This window comes from Streptomyces malaysiensis subsp. malaysiensis (genome assembly GCF_040653035.1).
GTDB lineage: Bacteria > Actinomycetota > Actinomycetes > Streptomycetales > Streptomycetaceae > Streptomyces > Streptomyces malaysiensis.
In genome coordinates, this window is record NZ_JBEZNG010000002.1 from 494415 (window position 1) to 512460 (window position 18046).

At 71.3% G+C, this 18046-nt stretch carries 15 protein-coding genes; 9 read left to right on the forward strand and 6 right to left on the reverse strand.

Features of this window, described 5'->3' with window-relative positions:
• Window positions 1–9 precede the first annotated feature (9 nt).
• The gene (locus AB0E24_RS06425; protein ID WP_359375113.1) at window positions 10–951 is read left to right on the forward strand and encodes an AraC family transcriptional regulator; all 942 of its coding nucleotides are present in this window, start codon (window positions 10–12) and stop codon (window positions 949–951) included.
• A gap of 44 nt (window positions 952–995) precedes the next feature.
• On the opposite strand, the gene AB0E24_RS06430 is transcribed toward AB0E24_RS06425, so the two are convergent.
• Window positions 996–1802 (reverse strand): CPBP family intramembrane glutamic endopeptidase, encoded by an 807-nt coding sequence (locus AB0E24_RS06430; protein WP_359375114.1) that lies wholly within the window; start codon window positions 1800–1802, stop codon window positions 996–998.
• A 91-nt stretch (window positions 1803–1893) separates the two neighbouring features.
• Window positions 1894–2817, reverse strand: coding sequence for a TetR/AcrR family transcriptional regulator (locus AB0E24_RS06435; RefSeq protein WP_359375115.1), 924 nt, complete (start codon window positions 2815–2817; stop codon window positions 1894–1896).
• Between the two features lie 72 nt (window positions 2818–2889).
• Between AB0E24_RS06435 and AB0E24_RS06440 the strand changes: the two genes are divergently transcribed.
• From AB0E24_RS06440 to AB0E24_RS06475, 8 genes are all read left to right on the forward strand, one after another.
• The gene (locus tag AB0E24_RS06440; RefSeq protein ID WP_359375116.1) at window positions 2890–5076 is read left to right on the forward strand and encodes an alpha-L-rhamnosidase C-terminal domain-containing protein; all 2187 of its coding nucleotides are present in this window, start codon (window positions 2890–2892) and stop codon (window positions 5074–5076) included.
• A gap of 159 nt (window positions 5077–5235) precedes the next feature.
• Window positions 5236–5448, forward strand: a complete 213-nt coding sequence (locus tag AB0E24_RS06445; RefSeq protein ID WP_359375117.1) for a hypothetical protein — start codon at window positions 5236–5238, stop codon at window positions 5446–5448.
• A gap of 151 nt (window positions 5449–5599) precedes the next feature.
• Window positions 5600–6769, forward strand: a complete 1170-nt coding sequence (locus AB0E24_RS06450; RefSeq protein ID WP_069862674.1) for an aminotransferase — start codon at window positions 5600–5602, stop codon at window positions 6767–6769.
• A 296-nt stretch (window positions 6770–7065) separates the two neighbouring features.
• The gene (locus AB0E24_RS06455) at window positions 7066–7917 is read left to right on the forward strand and encodes an oxidoreductase (RefSeq protein WP_079256020.1); all 852 of its coding nucleotides are present in this window, start codon (window positions 7066–7068) and stop codon (window positions 7915–7917) included.
• A 99-nt stretch (window positions 7918–8016) separates the two neighbouring features.
• Entirely contained in the window at window positions 8017–8613 is a 597-nt protein-coding gene (locus AB0E24_RS06460; protein WP_359375118.1) for a TetR/AcrR family transcriptional regulator, read from the forward strand.
• Between the two features lie 136 nt (window positions 8614–8749).
• On the forward strand, window positions 8750–9745 hold the full coding sequence (locus tag AB0E24_RS06465; RefSeq protein ID WP_359375119.1) for an aldo/keto reductase: 996 nt from the start codon (window positions 8750–8752) through the stop codon (window positions 9743–9745).
• A gap of 384 nt (window positions 9746–10129) precedes the next feature.
• The gene (locus AB0E24_RS06470) at window positions 10130–11329 is read left to right on the forward strand and encodes a S8 family peptidase (protein ID WP_347233554.1); all 1200 of its coding nucleotides are present in this window, start codon (window positions 10130–10132) and stop codon (window positions 11327–11329) included.
• Between the two features lie 95 nt (window positions 11330–11424).
• The gene (locus tag AB0E24_RS06475) at window positions 11425–12240 is read left to right on the forward strand and encodes a TauD/TfdA dioxygenase family protein (protein ID WP_257629715.1); all 816 of its coding nucleotides are present in this window, start codon (window positions 11425–11427) and stop codon (window positions 12238–12240) included.
• Window positions 12241–12396: 156 nt separating this feature from the next.
• Here the strand turns inward: AB0E24_RS06475 and AB0E24_RS06480 are convergent, their stop codons facing one another.
• Genes AB0E24_RS06480 through AB0E24_RS06495 form a run of 4 tightly spaced genes read right to left on the reverse strand, consistent with a single transcriptional unit; the run spans window position 12397 to window position 17801 of the window.
• Window positions 12397–14088, reverse strand: a complete 1692-nt coding sequence (locus tag AB0E24_RS06480) for a dipeptide ABC transporter ATP-binding protein (protein WP_359375120.1) — start codon at window positions 14086–14088, stop codon at window positions 12397–12399.
• A complete protein-coding gene (locus tag AB0E24_RS06485) occupies window positions 14085–15092 on the reverse strand; it encodes an ABC transporter permease (RefSeq protein ID WP_232564239.1) in 1008 nt (335 codons plus the stop codon). The genes AB0E24_RS06480 and AB0E24_RS06485 overlap by 4 nt, the downstream gene beginning before the upstream one ends.
• Window positions 15085–16074 carry an ABC transporter permease gene (locus AB0E24_RS06490; protein ID WP_079152924.1) on the reverse strand — a complete coding sequence of 330 codons (990 nt, stop codon included), beginning with the start codon at window positions 16072–16074 and terminating at the stop codon, window positions 15085–15087. The genes AB0E24_RS06485 and AB0E24_RS06490 overlap by 8 nt, the downstream gene beginning before the upstream one ends.
• The gene (locus tag AB0E24_RS06495; RefSeq protein WP_359375121.1) at window positions 16074–17801 is read right to left on the reverse strand and encodes an ABC transporter substrate-binding protein; all 1728 of its coding nucleotides are present in this window, start codon (window positions 17799–17801) and stop codon (window positions 16074–16076) included. Before AB0E24_RS06495 ends, AB0E24_RS06490 begins: the two co-directional genes overlap by 1 nt.
• Window positions 17802–18046 lie beyond the last annotated feature (245 nt).

Here is an 18046-nt window from a genome sequence, read left to right on the forward strand (position 1 = left end):
CGTACGAGCATGGTCGACGATCAGCTCTCCGAAGTGTTCGATCACATCGAGATCCAGGGACTGATGACGAGTGGTTTCGCGGCCCGCGGGTCCTGGGTGGCGCGTGGCGCCCTCAACCACCCCCTGAAGTTCATCGCGGTGGCGCGCGGCCGGGCCCGGCTGACCACCGACAGCACCGGGAGTCCCCTCGCCCTCGAACCGGGCGACGTGGCCATCCTGAACAACCGGGCGTGGCTGGAGCTGAGGGGTGGCACCGGCGACGGGCCGCCCCGCGACATCGATGTGACAACGGCGAGCTACACGTCCATCCGCGAAGACGATGCCGACCACGACGGAGCGGATGTGATCCTGGGCGGCCATATCGCCCTCAACTCGGTCGGCCGGACCCTGCTGCTCCAGGCGCTGCCACCGGTGGGGCATGTCCGGGCCTCCCCCGCCGCGACCCATCTGCGCGACCGGCTCGACGCGCTCCTCGACGAGCTGACCGGCGACCGCGTCGGCTCCGCGTTCGCCATCCGGCAGCACGGCCAGCTCTTCCTGCTCGACACGTTGCGCGCCTACATCGACCAGGCCGAGCTCCCTCCGGGGTGGCTACGGGCCCTCACCGACGATCGGCTGCATCCGGCGCTCAGCCTCATGCACGCCGAACCGGCGAAACCCTGGCGGCTGGAGACGCTGGCGAGCGCCTCGGCGATGTCGCGGACGTCGTTCGCCACGCACTTCCGGGCCGTGGCGGGCATGCCGCCGCTCACCTATCTCAACCGCTGGCGGATGCTCCTGGCGCAGCGCGCCCTTCGCGACGAGGACGATCCGATCGAGTCGCTGGCCGCCACCCTGGGGTACGCGTCGGTGAGCGCGTTCAGCACCGCGTTCAAACGGGAGGTGGGCGAGTCACCGCTGCGATACCGCCACCGGGTGCGTCGGGTGAAGCTGGCACGCGCTGATTCATGAGCGGCCATACGGGCCGGGCCAACAGCCATACGGGCAGGGCCCGTTCAGCGCGGCCCGGTGGTCCGGCGCGCCGCCGTTCCAGGCGGTGTCCCGCCAGGGTCGGCGGGGACGGTTTCGACAGGTGAGGGGGCCTCTTCGGCCCCGTACCGGCGCAGCAGCCACAGGCCATACGCGGCGTGGAAGGCGTACACGCTCGCCTGCCACCAGTCGGGGGCCGCGCCGGGAGAGCGGATCTGGAAGAAGTCGTCGAGTCCGTGGACGACCGCCATCGGCCAGATCGAGCCGATGGCATAGCGCAGGGCGGCGCAGGTGAAGCCGAAGAGGCCGGCGGACAGCATCTGCCACAGCGTGTCGTCGAGCGGGTCGCCGAAGAACAGGAAGTTCTGGATGTGTCCCGCTCCGAAGAGGATGGCGACGCCGATGGCCGCGCGGACCGGACCGAGTGGGCGGAGGGTCTCCTGGACGAGTCCCCTGCTGTAGATCTCCTCGTTGACGCCGACCCACAGCAGCGAGATGAGGCCGCTGACGATAAGTGTCGCGCTGCCGTCTAGTCCCGCCACGGCGTACGAGCAGGCGATCAGCAGCATCGGCGCGGCCGGCCACCAGCGGCGGGGACGGCCGAGCGCGGCCACCGTGGAGGCTCGCAGCCAGCCCCAGCGCCACAGGACGAGCCACGCCCCCGTGGCGCAGATGGCGTTGACCAGGGTGGCGCCGAGGTCCGGATACCACGAGGGAGCCAGTGGAGGCAGGATCACCTTGGCGAACAGCAGCAGCACGGCATGCCAGGCAAACGTCAACTCCAGTGCGCCCCACAGGGGATGACGGATGACGTGGTCTTTCCACGGCTGCATCACGGGACGAGCGTAGCGGTGAGCAGAGAAATAGGCGCAGAAAGGGGAACACAGACCTTTTGGGAGCGATCCGATCCGGCCTCGCTCCCCTCTACCCCTGGCCGGGCTTCCCCTCGGAGCGGTCGCGGCGGCGGGCGCGGTAGGCGCGTTGGCGGCAGGCGTCGGAGCAGTAGGTACGGGGGCGGCCGGTGGGACTGGAGCGGGAGATGGGGTCGCCGCACTGCGGGCAGGGAGTTTCGTAACGTGGCGACGTTCCGTCACGGCGCCGGGGCTGGTTCCGGACGAACGTCTCGATGCTGTCCAGCACGAGCCGGAGGCCGAACTCGAAGCCCCGGTCGCGGGGGTGGCGCAGGGCACCGGCGGCGCGGAGGCTCGCCACCACCGGATAGCGGGCGGGGACGAAGACGGCGTCCCAGAAGTGGGCGCGGGCGGCCCACCACTGCTCGTCGGTGAGGCCGGAATGGCGCTCGACGGCGGCCGCGTCGAGGGCGTCGCGGGCCGCGCCCCGAACGTAGGCGTCGACCAGGTCGAACACATTGACCAGCGCCTCCGGGGACAGACCGGTCGCGGTGAGCACCCGCAGGACGGATTCGTACCAGGCGAAGCCGTTGGGCCCCAGGGCGGGACGCCCGGCCGGGAGCCGCAGGATCCACGGATGACGGTGGTAGAGGGCCCAGTCGGCGCGGGCGGACAGCTCCAGTCTGGTCCGCCAGTCGCCCGGGGCGGCGTCGGCCGGCGGGACTTCGCCCATCACGGCGTCCGTCATGAGGTCGAGCAGTTCGGCCTTGCCTGGCACGTAGCGGTAGAGCGACATCGTGGTGCAGCCGAGCGCATCGGCGATCCGGCGCATGGAGACGGCGGCGAGCCCTTCCGCGTCGGCGATCCCGATGGCGGTGCGCACGATCTGCTCGAGGGTGAAGGCGGGACGCCGGCCTCGGTTGGGGCGTTCACCCAGGCCCCAGAGCAGTTCCAGGCCGCGCACGGCGCCCGCCTCCCCGCTGTGGCCGGATTCCATCCGCCATCACCCCGCCAGACGTTGACCACCACTCAGCGTATGCGTACAGCATAAACAATGAAATCGAACCGAATGACTCGTTCGACCGTGGTTCTCGGCTGTCTCGCCGCCACCCTCGCCGCCACTCTCCCCGGGACGCATGCCGCCGGACCTCAGGACCGGGCGGTGGCGATGTCCCGGAAGCCGATCGCCATGGACCCGGCCTGGCGACAGCAAGTGCTGGACGTCCCCGGCACGTTCGTACGGCCCACATCGGTGACGGCCGAGGGAGACGGTGGCACCGTCACCGGCGCCGACGGGGTGTTGCGAGAGGGCGGCGCGGCGGCGACCCTCACCACCACCGCGCCGCGTGGCGCGCGGCTGGTGATCGACCTCGGCGTACTGGCCGGAGGATACGTCGAGTTGGGGGTCCGGCGGGCGTCGGGCGCGCCGATCAGGGCGTCGTACGCGGAGGCGCGCCAGTACCTCGGCCCGGACGGGGACGCCGATCCCGACCCCGGCGGCTTCTTCCACCAGGGCAGGACCCTGGGCACCGACGACGATCCCGACGGACGGGCGGACGTCCACGCACCGCCGCGCAGGCCCACCGTGCTGCGCAGCCCCGGTCTGCGCGGCTCCCAGCGGTACATCGCGATCACGCTGGACGGACCCGGCTCGCTCACTCTGGACTTCGTACGGGTGCGGCAGACCACCTTCCCCGGCGCGTACGACGGGCACTTCCTCTCCAGCGACGCGGTGCTCAACCGGGCCTGGTACGCGAGCGCGTACGGCCTGGACCTGTCGACAGCCCGTGGACGCCGTACCGGCGCGGGGCGGGACCGGCCGTGGGTCGTCATGGACGGTCCCAAGCGGGACCGTACCGTCTACGCGGGCGACCTCCAGCTGGTGGCCCTGGCCGCGTACCAGCAGGGCGGCGCGTACCGCCGCGTACTGCGCGACACCATCAACCTGTTCGCCTGCCAGCAGCTGCCCGACGGCACGCTTCCGGCCACCAGTCTGATCGACGTGCCGTGCGAGCCCGGCAACCCCGGTCCGCCGGACGGGTCGCCGCCGGGGTTCGAGCCGCCGGGCGAGGCCGGCAAGGTCAGGCTCGACGGCTTCACCCTCCTGTGGGTCGTCAGCGTGGCCGACTATCTGCGCTTCACCGGGGACCGCGCCTTCGTGGAGCCGCTGCTGCCCGTGGCACGCCGCGCCCTGCGGTTCTTCGCCGAACATGCCCCGGACGCCGACGGCGGGCTGTTCCGGACCGCCGATTACGGCGGGCTGGCCGCCCAGAACTGGCACACCCCGGACCGGGCCGCCGGTGTCGACGCCACCACCAACGCCGCCTACTACGCGGCCCTGCGCTCACTCGCCCGGCTCGAACGGTCCGTGGCGGGCGACCGGGACGCCGCGGCGGCGCTCGGCCACCGGGCGGACCGGGTCCGGGCCGCGCTCATCGCCCGGCTGTGGGATCCGGTGGCCGGGGCCATGACGCTCAACATCGAGGACCCGCGCCGCGACCACACCGCCGATGCCAACGCCGCCGCCCTCGCCTTCGGGGTGCTCGACCGCGAACGGGCCCGCCGCGCCATCGCCCATCTGAACACGCACCTCAGTAGTCCGTACGGCACACTCACCACCCGGCACACCGACAACCCGTACATGACCCGGTACATCTCCCCGTATGTGCTGGCCCAGGAGAGCCTGGGCCGGTTCCGGCACGGCGACGGCACCGGAGCGCTCGGGCTGATCCGCACCGCGTGGGACCACATGGTCCGCAACGGCCCCGGAACGCCGTGGGAGGAGGCCGGCGCCGACGGGAAACCGGCCGTGCCCCGGCCCGGCACCTCGCTGACCTGGGGCGGACACGTCGGTATGGCCCACGCCTGGAGCACCGCGGTGCCCGCGCTGTCGATGAACGTGCTCGGCATCCGGCCGCTCGCCGACGGCTACCGCCGATGGGCGGTGGAACCCGATCCGGTCGACCTGCGCTGGGCGCAGGGCGATGTGCCGGTGCCGGCGGGCACGGTGTCCGTACGGTGGCGGCGCGGGGCGGGCGACGACTCGTTCGTCCTCACCGTCCGCGCGCCGGAGGGCACATCCGGCCGGGTCGCGGTGCCCCTCCTCGGCAAGGACCGCACCATCGCCGTGAACGGCCGGATCGCCTGGCAGGACGGCCGCCCGTCGGGGGACGCGGGCCGGGGCGCCCACCGCGTGGGCGATACGGTCGTCTTCGAGGGGGTGAGCGGAACCGCCACCTTCGCCTGGGCGGGGTAGGGGCCGGGGCCGATGGCTGAGGGGCAACGTCGTACCGCCGTCCAACGGTGTCGTGGCACGCGACTTCACCGTGTGCTCTGGTCGTCCGTGTCCGGCCCCGATCGCGCGCCCCCGGGGCCCCTGGGGCACGGTGGCGGCACACACAAGAAGGCACCGGGGATGGTGGGCCGCGCGGACCTCCTGGTGGCCAACCGCGGTTTCCACGCCGTGGCCATCGACGCGCCCGGCCACGGCGGCCGGCCGCGTACGGCGGTCGACGAGCGGGAGATCGACACGCTCCGGCGGACGATGGCGGCGGGCAGGTTCGAGGCCGACAGCGCGGTCCGGTTCTTCGCCCGCCACCTCGGCGCGGCCGTACCCTCACCGGCCTGATGTGGCGGGTATCGGCGCCCGGCCGCCGGTCGGGCGCCGATACCGCTCCCCCGCCGCGCCGAGGCCGAGCGGCATGGCGCCGATAGCATCGTGGTCGACGGTCAGCGGATCGCCGGCCCGTGAAATCGCCAACCCGTGAAGGAGCGCCGACGTGCGACTCAGCCCGCGAACCGTGCACGAGATCGATTCGCCGATGGGCGCGACCTACGCCCTGCTGGCGGGCCGCAGTGGCGAGCGTGCGCTACTCGATCTGGCCCAGGCCGCGCCGAGCTACCCGCCCGCGATCGAGATGAACGAGCACGTCGCCAGGGTCGCACACGAGCCGAACGGCGCCGCCTACGTACCGGCTCCCGGGCTGCCCCGGCTGCGGGAGGCGTTCGCCGCCGACCTCAGCCACGCGTACCAGAGCCCGGTGGGGGCCGGTCAGATGGTCGTCACCGCGGGTTGCAATCAGGCGTTCTGCCTGGTCGCCCAGTCGCTCACCGAGCCGGGTGACGAGGTCATCGAAGTCCTGCCGTACTACTTCAACTACGACATGTGGCTGCGTATGAACGGCGTCGTGCCGCGATACCTGGAGCCCGGCCCCGACCTCGTGCCCGACCCGGAGGCGGCCGAAGCGCTCATCACGCCGCGGACCCGGGCGATCGTGCTGGTCACCCCGGGCAACCCGAGCGGTGTCACCCTGACGCCTGATGTGCTCGCGGGGTTCTACGAGGTGGCGAAGCGGCACGATATCGCGCTGATCCTGGACGAGACCTACCGCTCGTTCCGCGACACCGCGCAACCGGCACACGAGCTGTTCGCCGACCCGGACTGGGACCGGACCCTGGTGAGCCTGCACAGCTTCTCCAAGGACCTGGCGATTCCCGGCTACCGGGTGGGCGCGGTCGTCGCCTCGCCGGAGCTGAGCCGCCAGGTGATGAAGCTGCTCGACTGTGTGGCGATCTGTCCTCCGCGCATCGGGCAGGAGGCCGCCTGGGCCGGACTGGCCTCGGCCCAGGAATGGCGACGCGCGCGTGCGAACGAGATCGCGGACAAGCGACGTCGGCTGGAAACCGCGCTGGCCGATCGGCCGGGCGGTTTCGAGCTGATGAGCAGCGGAGGATTCTTCGGCTGGATCCGCCACCCCTTCGCCGATCGCCCCACGGACGAGGTCGTGCGCGACCTCATCATCCGCTACGACACGCTCGTCATACCGGGCACCGCCTTCCTGCCCGACGACCGCCAGATGTTCCGGGCCAGCTTCGGCAACGTCAGCGAGGCCGGACTCACCGAATTCGCCGAGCGTCTCGAGCTGATGGCCAAGGATCTCCTGGGCTGACCCCGCATTCCGGCCCGGCCCGCGCTCGGCGGGCGTCCGGCCGCGCGCGGTGTCGGCCGCGATGGCGCCGTACGCCCGCGGCGCATACTCCGCGCCGTCGTGGCCGCGCCGTGCCCACTCCGGTGAGTAACACCTCGATCACACCGGCCCCCTCGATCTGTGCGCTCTCGAGCATGCCCTGCTCCGCGACCCCGGATCTACGCCATGCAGAAAAAAATCGACGTGGTGTAGATTTTAAGCGAGAGGCCGAATCGCAGACGCGGCGCACCTGCCGCGGCCAAGGGATGTGAACGAAAATGAAGACCTTCCTGATCACCGGTGTGAGCAGCGGGCTCGGCCGGGCGTTCGCCGAGGGAGCACTGGAGTCGGGGCACACGGTGATCGGCACCGTGCGCCGGGAAGCCGACATGGCGGCGTTCGAGGCCCTGGCGCCGGGACGAGCCCATGCGCGCCGGCTGGATGTGACCGATGACGAGGCCGTACGCGCCGTGGTCGACGAGGTCGAGGCGACCGTCGGTCCGATCGATGTGGCCGTCGCCAACGCGGGCTACGGCCTGGAGGGGATCTTCGAGGAGACACCCCTGTCGGCGGTCCGGGCGCAGTTCGAGACCAATGTGTTCGGGGCCGCGGCGACGCTCCAGGCCGTCCTTCCCCATATGCGCAGGCGGCGCGCGGGCCATCTGATGGCGGTGACCTCCATGGGCGGTCTGATGGCGGTGCCCGGCATGTCGGCGTACTGCGGCAGCAAGTTCGCCCTGGAGGGGATGCTGGAGAGCATCCGTAAGGAGGTCGCCGCGTTCGGTATCCACGTCACGGCCATCGAGCCCGGCTCGTTCCGCACGGACTGGGCCGGACGGTCGATGACCCGCGCGGAACGCGCCATCGACGACTACGACGAGCTGTTCACGCCGATCCGCGAGGCGCGGATCAGCGCCAGTGGCAATCAGCTCGGCAACCCCGAGAAGGCCGCCGAGGCGCTGCTGCACATCCTCGACGTCCCCGAGCCGCCCGCCCACCTCGTGCTGGGCTCGGACGCGCTGCGCCTGATCACGGCGGCCCGGCAGGCGGTGGACGACGACATCCGCGGCTGGGAGAAGCTGTCCCGGACGACCGACTTCCCCGGCGGAGCCCAGCTCACCGGCAACTGACCCGCGGCGCGTTGGGCACCGAGCCGGACGAGGGCCACGCCCCGGTCCCTCGTCCGGCGGAAGTACAGTGCTCGGAAGAGCCGATCAGGGGAGGCCACAGTGGGAAGGCGCGGTGCCGCCCCGAGAAAGGGAGACCTGCGCGAGCAGGCCCTCCTGGACGCCGCCGAGGCGCTGCTCGAACACACCAGTCTCGAGGAGCTCACGGTCGAGGCGATCGCCAAAGGTGCCGGGATCTCACGTGGCTCCCTCTACTTCTACTTCGGCAACAAGCACGAAGTCCTCGCCGCTCTCGTCGAGCGCACCATGCGCACCATTCGCGCCGAGGCCAACAGCACGGCGCAGGATGCCGCCTCCCCACCCGTCGACGTCATGGAACGGGCCGTCCACGGGGTGGAGCGGGTCTGGCGCGAGCACGGCACCGTCATGCGGGCGGCCGTCGACTACTCCGCGCTGCACCCGGTGATCGGGTCCGCCTGGAACGACACGGTCGAAGCGTTCGCCCGCTCCATGACCCAGGTGCTGAAGCGGACAGGAATCCCTGATGAGCACGGCCCCGACGGAGCCGCCGCGCTGGCGGGCGCCCTGTGCTGGATGACGGAACGGACCTTCTACCGCGCCGCCTGCTCGCCCGGGGAAGACCTCGCCCACGCGACCGCGACCACCATGGAGATCTGGCGCCGCGTCATGAACGGCTGAATCCCACCACGGCCTGCCTCACGGCCGGGGACACGGCCTTGTCGCCGAGGGCGAGGTTGCCGGCCCGAACAGGCGGGCGCCGGTGTCGCGGTGGGGCTTGCCCTCGTGTGCGCTCCAACTCCTACTGTCCACGGGCATGGAGACCACGGCGCACAACAGGACATTGGGCCGTAGCGGCATCGAAGTGAGCGCCCTCGGCTTCGGCTGCTGGGCCATCGGCGGTGAGTGGCGGTCCGCCGACGGGGAGCCCCTGGGCTGGGGCAGGGTTGACGACGACGAGTCGGTGCGGGCGATTCGGCGCGCACTCGACCTCGGCGTCACCTTCTTCGACACCGCCGATGTGTACGGCACCGGCCACAGCGAACGCATACTCGGCCGCGCCCTCGGCAAGCACCGCGCCGAGGTCGTCGTCGCCACGAAATGGGGCAATCTCTTCGACGAGCGGACCCGGATCCGCCACGGACAGGACGACTCCCCGGACCATGTACGCCGCGCTCTGACCGCCTCACTGCGGCGCCTGGACACGGACCACGTCGACCTCTACCAGCTCCATATCTCCGACGTCGCCCCCGAACGGGCCGCCCGACTCCGCGACATCTGCGAGGAACTCGTACGCGAGGGGCTCATCCGCGCGTACGCGTGGAGCACCGACGACCCCGCCCGGGCCGCCGTCTTCGCCGAGGGCCCGCACTGCACGGCCGTCCAGCACCGTCTGAACGTCCTCCAGGACGCGCACGAACTCCTGGTGCTCTGCGCGGAGTCGGACCTCGCCAGCATCAACCGCAGCCCGCTCGCCATGGGATTGCTCACCGGTAAGCACACCGCCGGGCGTTCCCTGGAGAACGGGGACATCCGCAACGCGCCCCCGGCCTGGCTGCCGGGGTTCATCGCGGACGCGGGCGCGGACCCGGCCTGGCTCCGGCGGGTCGACGCCCTGCGGGACATCCTCACCAGCGAGGGCCGTACCCTCGCACAGGGCGCCCTCGCCTGGATCTGGGCCCGCAGCCCGCGGACGATCCCCATCCCCGGCTTCCGTACGGTCCTCCAGGCCGAGGAGAACGCGGGCGCGATCGCGAAGGGGCCGCTCACCGCCGGGCAGTTGGCCGATGTCGACCGGATCCTGGGGCGGTGAGCGGCGTGGCGCCACCGCTCCCGCCGACCCCGCACCAGGCCATGGTGCGCACCCTGAGCCGGTACGCCGCCCTACGCGAAACCGACCGCCTCCCCCGGACAGCGGCCCCTCGATAAGGCTCCGGCCCGGAGCGAGGATGAAACGGCTGTCACCCGCCGTGTATGTACGTGTGATGACACGGATTTGACCGTCCGTAACGCCATATGACGCACCGCCACGGCTGCATGTCATGTTTATGTCATCCATTGCCACCCGCACACGACCCGGCGAATCCTCGACGAGCCGGAAGCGTGACCATGCGCTCCCCGCGAACGCGCAAGCCCCACAACCCGCAGAGCGCGCACGCACCGCAGCGCGCCACCGACCGAGGAGGACTCCCTCGCGATGGCAGTGATGCGTACCACCAAGCGGCGGATCGCCGCAGGAATGGCCGCCGCGGCGGCCATCGGAGCACTTACGGTGCTCCCCGCCCACGCCGCACCGGCCGAAGGCACCGTCCTGAACGCCGGAGCCGCGGAAGCGGTCCCGGGCAGCTACATCGTCACCCTGGACAAGACGGCCGGCTTCACGGCGTCCTCCGCCCGGGGCGAGGACCTCATATCCGGATACGGCGGCCAGGTGAAGCGGACCTTCACCGCCGCGCTGAACGGCTATGCGGTGCGCCTGGCGCCCGCCGAGGCCCGGAGACTCGCCGCCGATCCGGCGGTCGCCTCCGTCGAGCAGGACCAGAAGGTCCACGCCGACGCGACCCAGACCGACGCACCCTGGGGCCTGGACCGCGTCGACCAGTCCAACCTGCCGCTGAGCGGCACGTACACCTATCCGGACAGTGCCGGCGGCGGCGTGACCGTCTACGTCCTCGACACCGGTGTGCGGATCACCCACGCGCAGTTCAGCGGCCGGGCGTCGTACGGCTACGACTTCGTCGACAACGACACCACCGCGCAGGACGGCTACGGCCACGGCACACACGTCGCCACGACCGTCGCGGGCAGCACCTATGGCGTGGCCAAGAAGGCGAACATCGTGGCCGTCCGGGTGCTCGGCAATGACGGATCCGGTACCACGGCAGGCGTCATCGCGGGCGTGGACTGGATCACCGCCAACCACTCGGGCCCGTCCGTCGCCAACGTGTCACTGGGCGGTGGCGCCAGCACCTCCCTCGACAACGCGGTGACCAAGTCGATCGCTTCCGGGGTGACCTACTCCATCGCGGCCGGCAATTCCAACGCCAACGCCGCGAACTACTCCCCCGCCCGGGTGCCCACCGCCCTCACCGTGGGCGCCACCACCAACACGGACGCGCGGGCAAGCTACTCCAACTACGGCTCGACCGTGGACCTCTTCGCCCCGGGCTCGAACATCACGGCCGGCTGGAACACCTCCGACACCGCCACCTACACGGGCTCCGGCACCTCATTCGCCGCCCCGCATGTCTCGGGCGCCGCGGCGATCTACCTCTCGGGGCACACCACCGCGTCCCCGTCCGAGGTGGGGAGCGCGCTGGTGGACGGGGCCACCTCGGGGGCGCTCTCCGGCATCGGTTCGGGCTCCCCCAACAAGCTGCTGAAGATCGTGCAGTGACCCCCTGATCGCCGTACCCGGCCTTCCCTGATCACCCCAGCCGCCCGCCGGACCCCATCCGGCGGGCGGCAACTGGAACACCGAGAGGAGAAACCATGACCACCACCGCCACGGGCTTCGAGATACGGCGGGCAGGTCCGCGGTTCGGCGCGGAGGTGACCGGCATCGACCTGAGGACCGGCGTCGACGAGCGAACCGCCGAGGATCTGCGCCGGGCGTTCCGGGAGCACAAGGTGCTGGTGTTCCGCGGCCAGCACCTCACACCGGATCAGCATGTGGAGGCCGTGCGCGCCTTCGCGGAGCCCTTCGCCCACCCGACCGCGGTGAAGGACCCCGCCAATCCGCTGGTCTATCCGTACAACGTCCAGCGGACCGGCAAGGCCAGCACCTGGCACATCGGCGGGCTGTGGCGAAACCCGGTCTTCGCCATCGAGTCGCTGACGTACGAGGTCGTGCCCGCGCTGGGCGGTCATACTCTGTGGGCCGATCTTCAGGCGGCGTACGACGACCTGTCCGAGCCCTTCAAGGAGCTGCTCGAATCGGTCAACGCGGTCTACGACGCCAATGCGGAGAACTACGCACAGGGCAGCAGGCGACGCGGGGTCGAAGAGACCACCGAGCATCCGGTCGTTCTGAAGCACCCCGAGACCGGCCGGAAGGGACTGTTCATCAGCACCTCGGCGCTCGGTCTGACAGGTGTCACGGCGCAGGAGGGAAGGGTGCTGCTCGACCATCTGCTCAGGCATGCCTCGTCGCCCGACTACACGATCCGTTTCGGCTGGCAGGCCGGTGACTTCGTGCTCTGGGACAACAGGGCGACCTGGCACTACGCCGTGGACGACTACGGCGACGGCGCCCGTGTCTACCGCAAGGTCATCGGAGTGGAGCCGGTGCGCGGACCCCGCTCCTGACGACGTCCGGTGAGGTTGCCGCTCGTGGGCGCCGGTGGGATCGCCGAGGGTGCCGGGCAGACCGGAAGACGGCGGGCCGCGGCGGGTGCGGTTGTCGTGGAGCGGGGCCACCCCGGCGGCCCATCCGGCACGGTGGCCCCGCTCCGAAGGACACTTCTAGCCGGCACTCGCCCTGAGGAGCCCGCCGCCGTTTCGGCGGGCCTCGCGGCGCAGTGCGGCCTCTGCCGGGTCGAGTACGGGGACGGCCGCGAGCAGGGCCTTGGTGTAGGGGTTGTCGGGGGCGTCGTAGACCGTGTCCGCCGGGCCCTCCTCCACGACGGTGCCCTGGCGCATGACCGCCACCCGGTCGCTGGCCTGCCGCACCACCGCGAGGTCGTGGGCGATCAGCACCAGGGCGAGCCCGAGGTCGCGTTGGAGTTCGGCCAGGAGGGACAGGACCTGTGCCTGGGTGCTGACGTCGAGCGCGGAGACGGGCTCGTCGCACACGATGAGCTTCGGTCCGGGCGCGAGCGCACGGGCGATGCCGACGCGCTGGCGCTGACCGCCGCTGAACTCATGCGGATAGCGGTGGTACCAGCGCGGGTCGAGTCCGACGCGCTCCAGGAGTTCCCGCGCTCGCCGGGTGATTTCCGCGTCGGTGAGGGCCCCCGCCGCGCGCAGCGGGTCGGCGACGGACTCGCCGATGCCGCGGCGCGGGTTGAGCGAGGAGACCGGGTCCTGGAACACCATCTGAAGGTCGCTGTGGACACCGGTCAGCTCGCGCCCCCGGTAGCGGATGGAGCCGCCACTGGGTTCCAGCAGGCGGACCAGCATCCGGCCCAGTGTGGTCTTGCCGCTGCCCGACTCGCCGACGATGCCGAGGGTCTCGCCTCGCGCCACGGTCAGCGACACACCGTCCACGGCGACCGTGCGGTCCTTCCTGCGCCCGAACTCCCGGCGCACCTGTGCCGCTTCCAGCAGGACATCGCCCGGGGACGCGGACGAGAGGGCGGACGCGGCGGCCATCGGCGCACGCCGGGTCTCCACCCGGGGCACGGCGGCCAGCAGTTCGCGGGTGTACGGCTGCCGCGGGGACTTCAGAACGGTGCCGACCGGACCCCGCTCGACGGCCCGCCCGCCCCTCATGACCAGCATGTCCTCCACACTGCTCGCCACCACGCCCAGGTCGTGGGAGACCAGGACCAGGCCCATGCCGGTCTCCGCGCGCAGGTCGTGGAGCAGGTCGAGGATCTGGGCCTGGACGGTCACGTCCAGGGCGGTGGTCGGCTCGTCTGCCACCAGCACCCGCGGCGCGCAGGCGAGCGCCATCGCGATCAGGGCGCGCTGCCGCATACCGCCGCTGAACTCGTGCGGCCGGGACCGGGAGCGGCGTGCCGCGTCGGGGATGCCGACCCGGTCCAGCACGGTGATCGCACGTTGCCTGGCGTCTCGCCGGGACACCTGCGGGGTGTGAACCCGGTGGACCTCGGCGATCTGGTCGCCGATGGGCAGGTAGGGGTCGAGGGAGGACAGCGGATCCTGGAAGACCATGGCGGCGATGCCACCGCGCAGACGCCGCAGCTCCCGTACCGACGCGGTCGCCACATCGATGCCGCCGACCCGTACGGTGCCGGTCAGATGTGCTCCGGTGCCGCGGTGCAGGCCCAGCAGCGCCGCGGCGACCGTGCTCTTCCCGGAGCCGGATTCCCCCACGATGCCGAGTGCCTGCCCGGCGGTGAGCCGGAAGGACAGGTCGTCGACCGCGCGGACGGTCTCCTCACCCATGGGGAAGTCGACCGTCAGTCCCCGGACCTCGACCAGGGGTTCGGCCGTCCCGGCCGCCGGATCCATCGGCTGCCGCGATGTCATGACAGGACCACCCTTCGGTCGGCCAGGGCGTAGAGGACGTCCGCGACGGCGTTGGCGATGACCACGGCGGTCCCGATGACGAGCACCACACCGACGACGACCGGCAGGTCCACGGAGCGGACGCTGTCGACGAGGAGCCGGCCCAGCCCCGGGAGGCCGAAGAGCTGCTCGGTGAGCATCGCGCCACCCATCACCTGCCCCAGGTCCAGCGCGCTCAGGGCGATCACCGGGGGCAGCGCCCCGCGCAGCGCGTGCCGGGTGACGAGGGCGCGTTCGCTCACTCCGTAGGCGCGGAAGGTGCGGATGTGGTCCTCCGCGAGGACCTCGAGGGTGGCGGAGCGGGTGAGCCGGGCGTACTTCGCGCTCTCGAAGAGGCCGAGGGTCAGCCAGGGCAGCAGCATGTTCCAGGCCCACTGTTCGGGGTCCTGGGACAGCGGGACGTACGACGGGAACGGCAGCCACCGCAGATAGGCGCACACCGCCATGAGCAGCAGCAGACCCAGGATGAAGACGGGGGTGCCGGTTCCGGCCAGGGTGAGGACGGTGAGCACGCGTTCGGTCACCCCGCCGCGGCGCAGCGCGGACAGCAGACCGGTGCCGACACCCAGCGCAAGCCACACCACCAGCGCGCCCATGGCGAGCGAGGTGGTGGCCGGGAGCCCCGCCACGATCAACGCGGTGACCTGCTGGTCGTTCTGGTGGGACAGCCCCAGGCAGGGTGCGGCGCAGTGCTGGAGCGAGGTCCCCGTCGAGTAGTCGCGGCCCGCGAACACGCCCTGGAGGAAGTGCAGATACTGGGCGTACGCCGGTTCGTCGAGCCCCAGTTGGCCGCGCACCTGCGCCACCTGGGCCGGGTTGCAGCGTTCCCCGCACGCGAGCTGGGCGGGGTCGCCGGGGACGAGGTAGAAGAGGGCGTACAGGACGACGGAGAGCACCAGCAGTACCGTCACGGCACCCACCAGGCGCTTCGCCGCGAAGCGCAGGCCCGTAAATCGTTCAGTCACGGGTCTTCTCCTTGCGGGTGCCCACCCGCAGGCGGCTGGCCTCCCGCGGGTCGAGTGCGGTGCGCACCGCGTCGCCGAGCACGGTGAAGGCGAGGACCGTGACGAACAGCAGCCCGGACGGCAGCAGAACGTACATCGGGTCGGCACGGAACCATGTGGTCGCCGTCGACAGCATCTGCCCCCATGCGGGCGTGGGCGGCTTCACGCCGATGCCGAGGAACGACAGCGACGCCTCCAGCACGATGTTGGACGGGAGGAGGATGGCGGCGTGGGTGATGACGGGCGCCGCGAGCGAGGGCAGCATCTCCCGCCGGACCACGCGCAGCGGGCCCGAGCCGCCGAGGCGGGCCGCGGCGACGAAGTCGAGGCGGCGCAGGGTCAGGGTCTGGGCCCGTACCAGCCGGGACGTACCACCCCAGTTGAGGGCGCCCATGACCAGGATGAGCAGCAGCGGGCGCGGAAAGTCCTCGGGTACCACGGTGGTCAGCGCGATCGCCAGGACCAGCATCGGCAGCGCCACCATCACATCCGTGATCCGGCTGAGGACCTGGTCCGCCCATCTGTTGCCGAGCGCCGCGGCCAGGCCCACACTCACCCCGATCAGCACCTGGAGCAGCAGCGCCCCCGCCGCCACGAGCAGCGACACCCGGGCGCCGTACACCAGCCGGGCGAAGAGGTCGCGGCCGGTGCCGGGTTCGACACCCAGCCAGTGGGTGCCGCTGATGCCGCCGAACGCGCCGTGCGGTGCGCCGCCGCTCGCGGAGTTCACCAGCTCGTCGTGGTAGGTGTACGGGTCCTGCCCGCTGACCGCCGTGAGCAGCGGCGCGGCGAGTGCGGCCAGGAGCAGCGCGGCGAGCACCGCGCCCGCGACGACGGCCGAGGGCCGGGTGCGCAGCCTGCGCCACACACCGCGGGCCCCGGCCGCCGGCCCCGGGGCGGGCGGATCGCCCGCCCCGGGTGCCAACACGTCCTGCACCGCCATTACTTGACCGCCACCTGCGAGATGTCGAGGACGCCGGTCCAGTCGCTGATGACGACGTGTTGGATGTTCTTGCCGACCAGGCGCTGGTAGACCGGGTGGAAGAGCGGCACCGTGAGGGCCCGCTCACCGATCTTCTTGTCCAGGGCGCCCCAGCGCTCGGCCGCGGCGTCCAGGTCGGTGAGCCCGCTGATCTCGTCGATCTCCTTGTTGACCGCGGGGTCGTCGAGCTGGGCGTGGTTGAAGTTGGCGCCGTCCTTGACGATCTGCCGTCCGTCGAAGATGGGGGCGAGGAACGGGTAGCCGGCGGGCCAGTCGGCGCCCCAGCGGCTGAGGAAGAACCCGGGGGTGTCGTCGGTGTCCCAGCGCTTCTCGTTGTAGGCGTTGGTCTCCAGGCCCTTGAGCTTCACCGTGATGCCGGCCTTGGCCAGGGACTGCTGGACGGCCGCGGCGACCTTGGGGCCCATCTCGCCCTCGGCGGTGGAGTGGGTGAGGGTCACGGTGAGGCCGTCCGGGTAGCCGGCCTTCCTCAGCTCCTCCTTGGCCTTCGCGGGGTTGCCGTTCCCACCTGCCGGGAAGTGGTCGTAGGGCGTGTAGCCGAATGCCTTCTGGTTCGGCAGGAAAGTGGTGGCGGGCTCGGCGAGGGAAGAGCCGCCCACGGCGTTGATGACGCTGCCGCGGCCGATCGCGTACGAGATCGCCCGGCGTACCCCGGGCCGGTTGAACGGCTTCACCTTGGGGTTGAACGCCAGATAGTCGGTGTAGCCGAAGTGCCCGATCCCGACGCGTGACTTCAGGGCCTTGTCCTGGCCGATCTGGGCGAGTTCGGCGGGGCCGAGGTTGGTGTCCGTGGTGATGGCCGCGGCGTCGTCGCCCGAACTGGTCGACAGCCGCTGGTTGATGACCGCCGGGTCGAGCCCGGAGCGCACATCGATGGTGTCCGGGTATGCCTTGCGCTGGTCGTCGACCTTCTGGGACCAGTGCGTATTGCGCTTCAGCTGGAGCCGTTCACCGTCGTTGGTGTTCTTGACGACCTCGTACGGTCCGGAGGAGATGGGGTGTTTCTCGTAGGTGGTGCCGGTGTCCTTGTCCCGGGGCACGGGCGCGAACTGGGTCTGGGTCGCCAGGTAGGGGAAGTCGCCGACGGGTTTCTTCAGCTTGAAGACGATGGTCCGATCGTCCGGCGTCTCGATGGAGTCGAGCGTCTCCTTGCCCTTGCCGGACTTGTAGGGGCCCTGGTAGGTGTCGCCGCCTATCAGCCAGTCGCGCAGGTACGGGGCCCCGCCGGAGAGTTCTGCGGCGAAGGACCGCTCCACGCCGTACTTGATGTCGGCGGAGGTGATGGCGGAGCCGTCCTCGAACTTCAGCCCCTTCTTGAGGGTGTAGGTCCACACCGTGGCGTTCTTGCTGGGGGTGCCGAGGCCCGTGGCGAGGTCGGGGACCACCTTCGTGCCGGCGGCACCGGCCGCCCGGTTGCGGGTGGTCAGCGTACGGAAGACCAGCGAGGGGATGTTGCCTCCGCCGGAGGTGTAGAGGCGGGCCGGGTCGAAGTCCGACTGGGGCTCGGAATTGAGCACGGTGAGCTTGCCGCCCTTGGCCGCCTTCCCGTCGCCCCCTCCGGAACTCGCACCGCCGTCCTGCGGCCCGGAGCAGGCCGCGATCCCTCCGAGGAGGACCAGGCTGACGGCGGCCACGGCGGCGCGCTGGGCGAACGGTCTGGGTTCACGCATGGGGAATGGATGCCTTTCGGGGCGGAGGGCGCCGTCGGAAGGCAGCGGAAACAGCTGGAGAAGGGCGCTGAGCGCGCGAACCGCACCGACGGGCGAGAGAAGTGTTGCGCCGGATCGGGCTCGGTGGAATGACGACGCGAGGCGGGCAGCGCCTCTTCGAGCCCGTGGCTCAGCGACAGTCGACGTCGGACACCGCGTGTGCGTGCACACCGATGAGCGCCAGGCGGAAGCCGGCGTGCACGGGG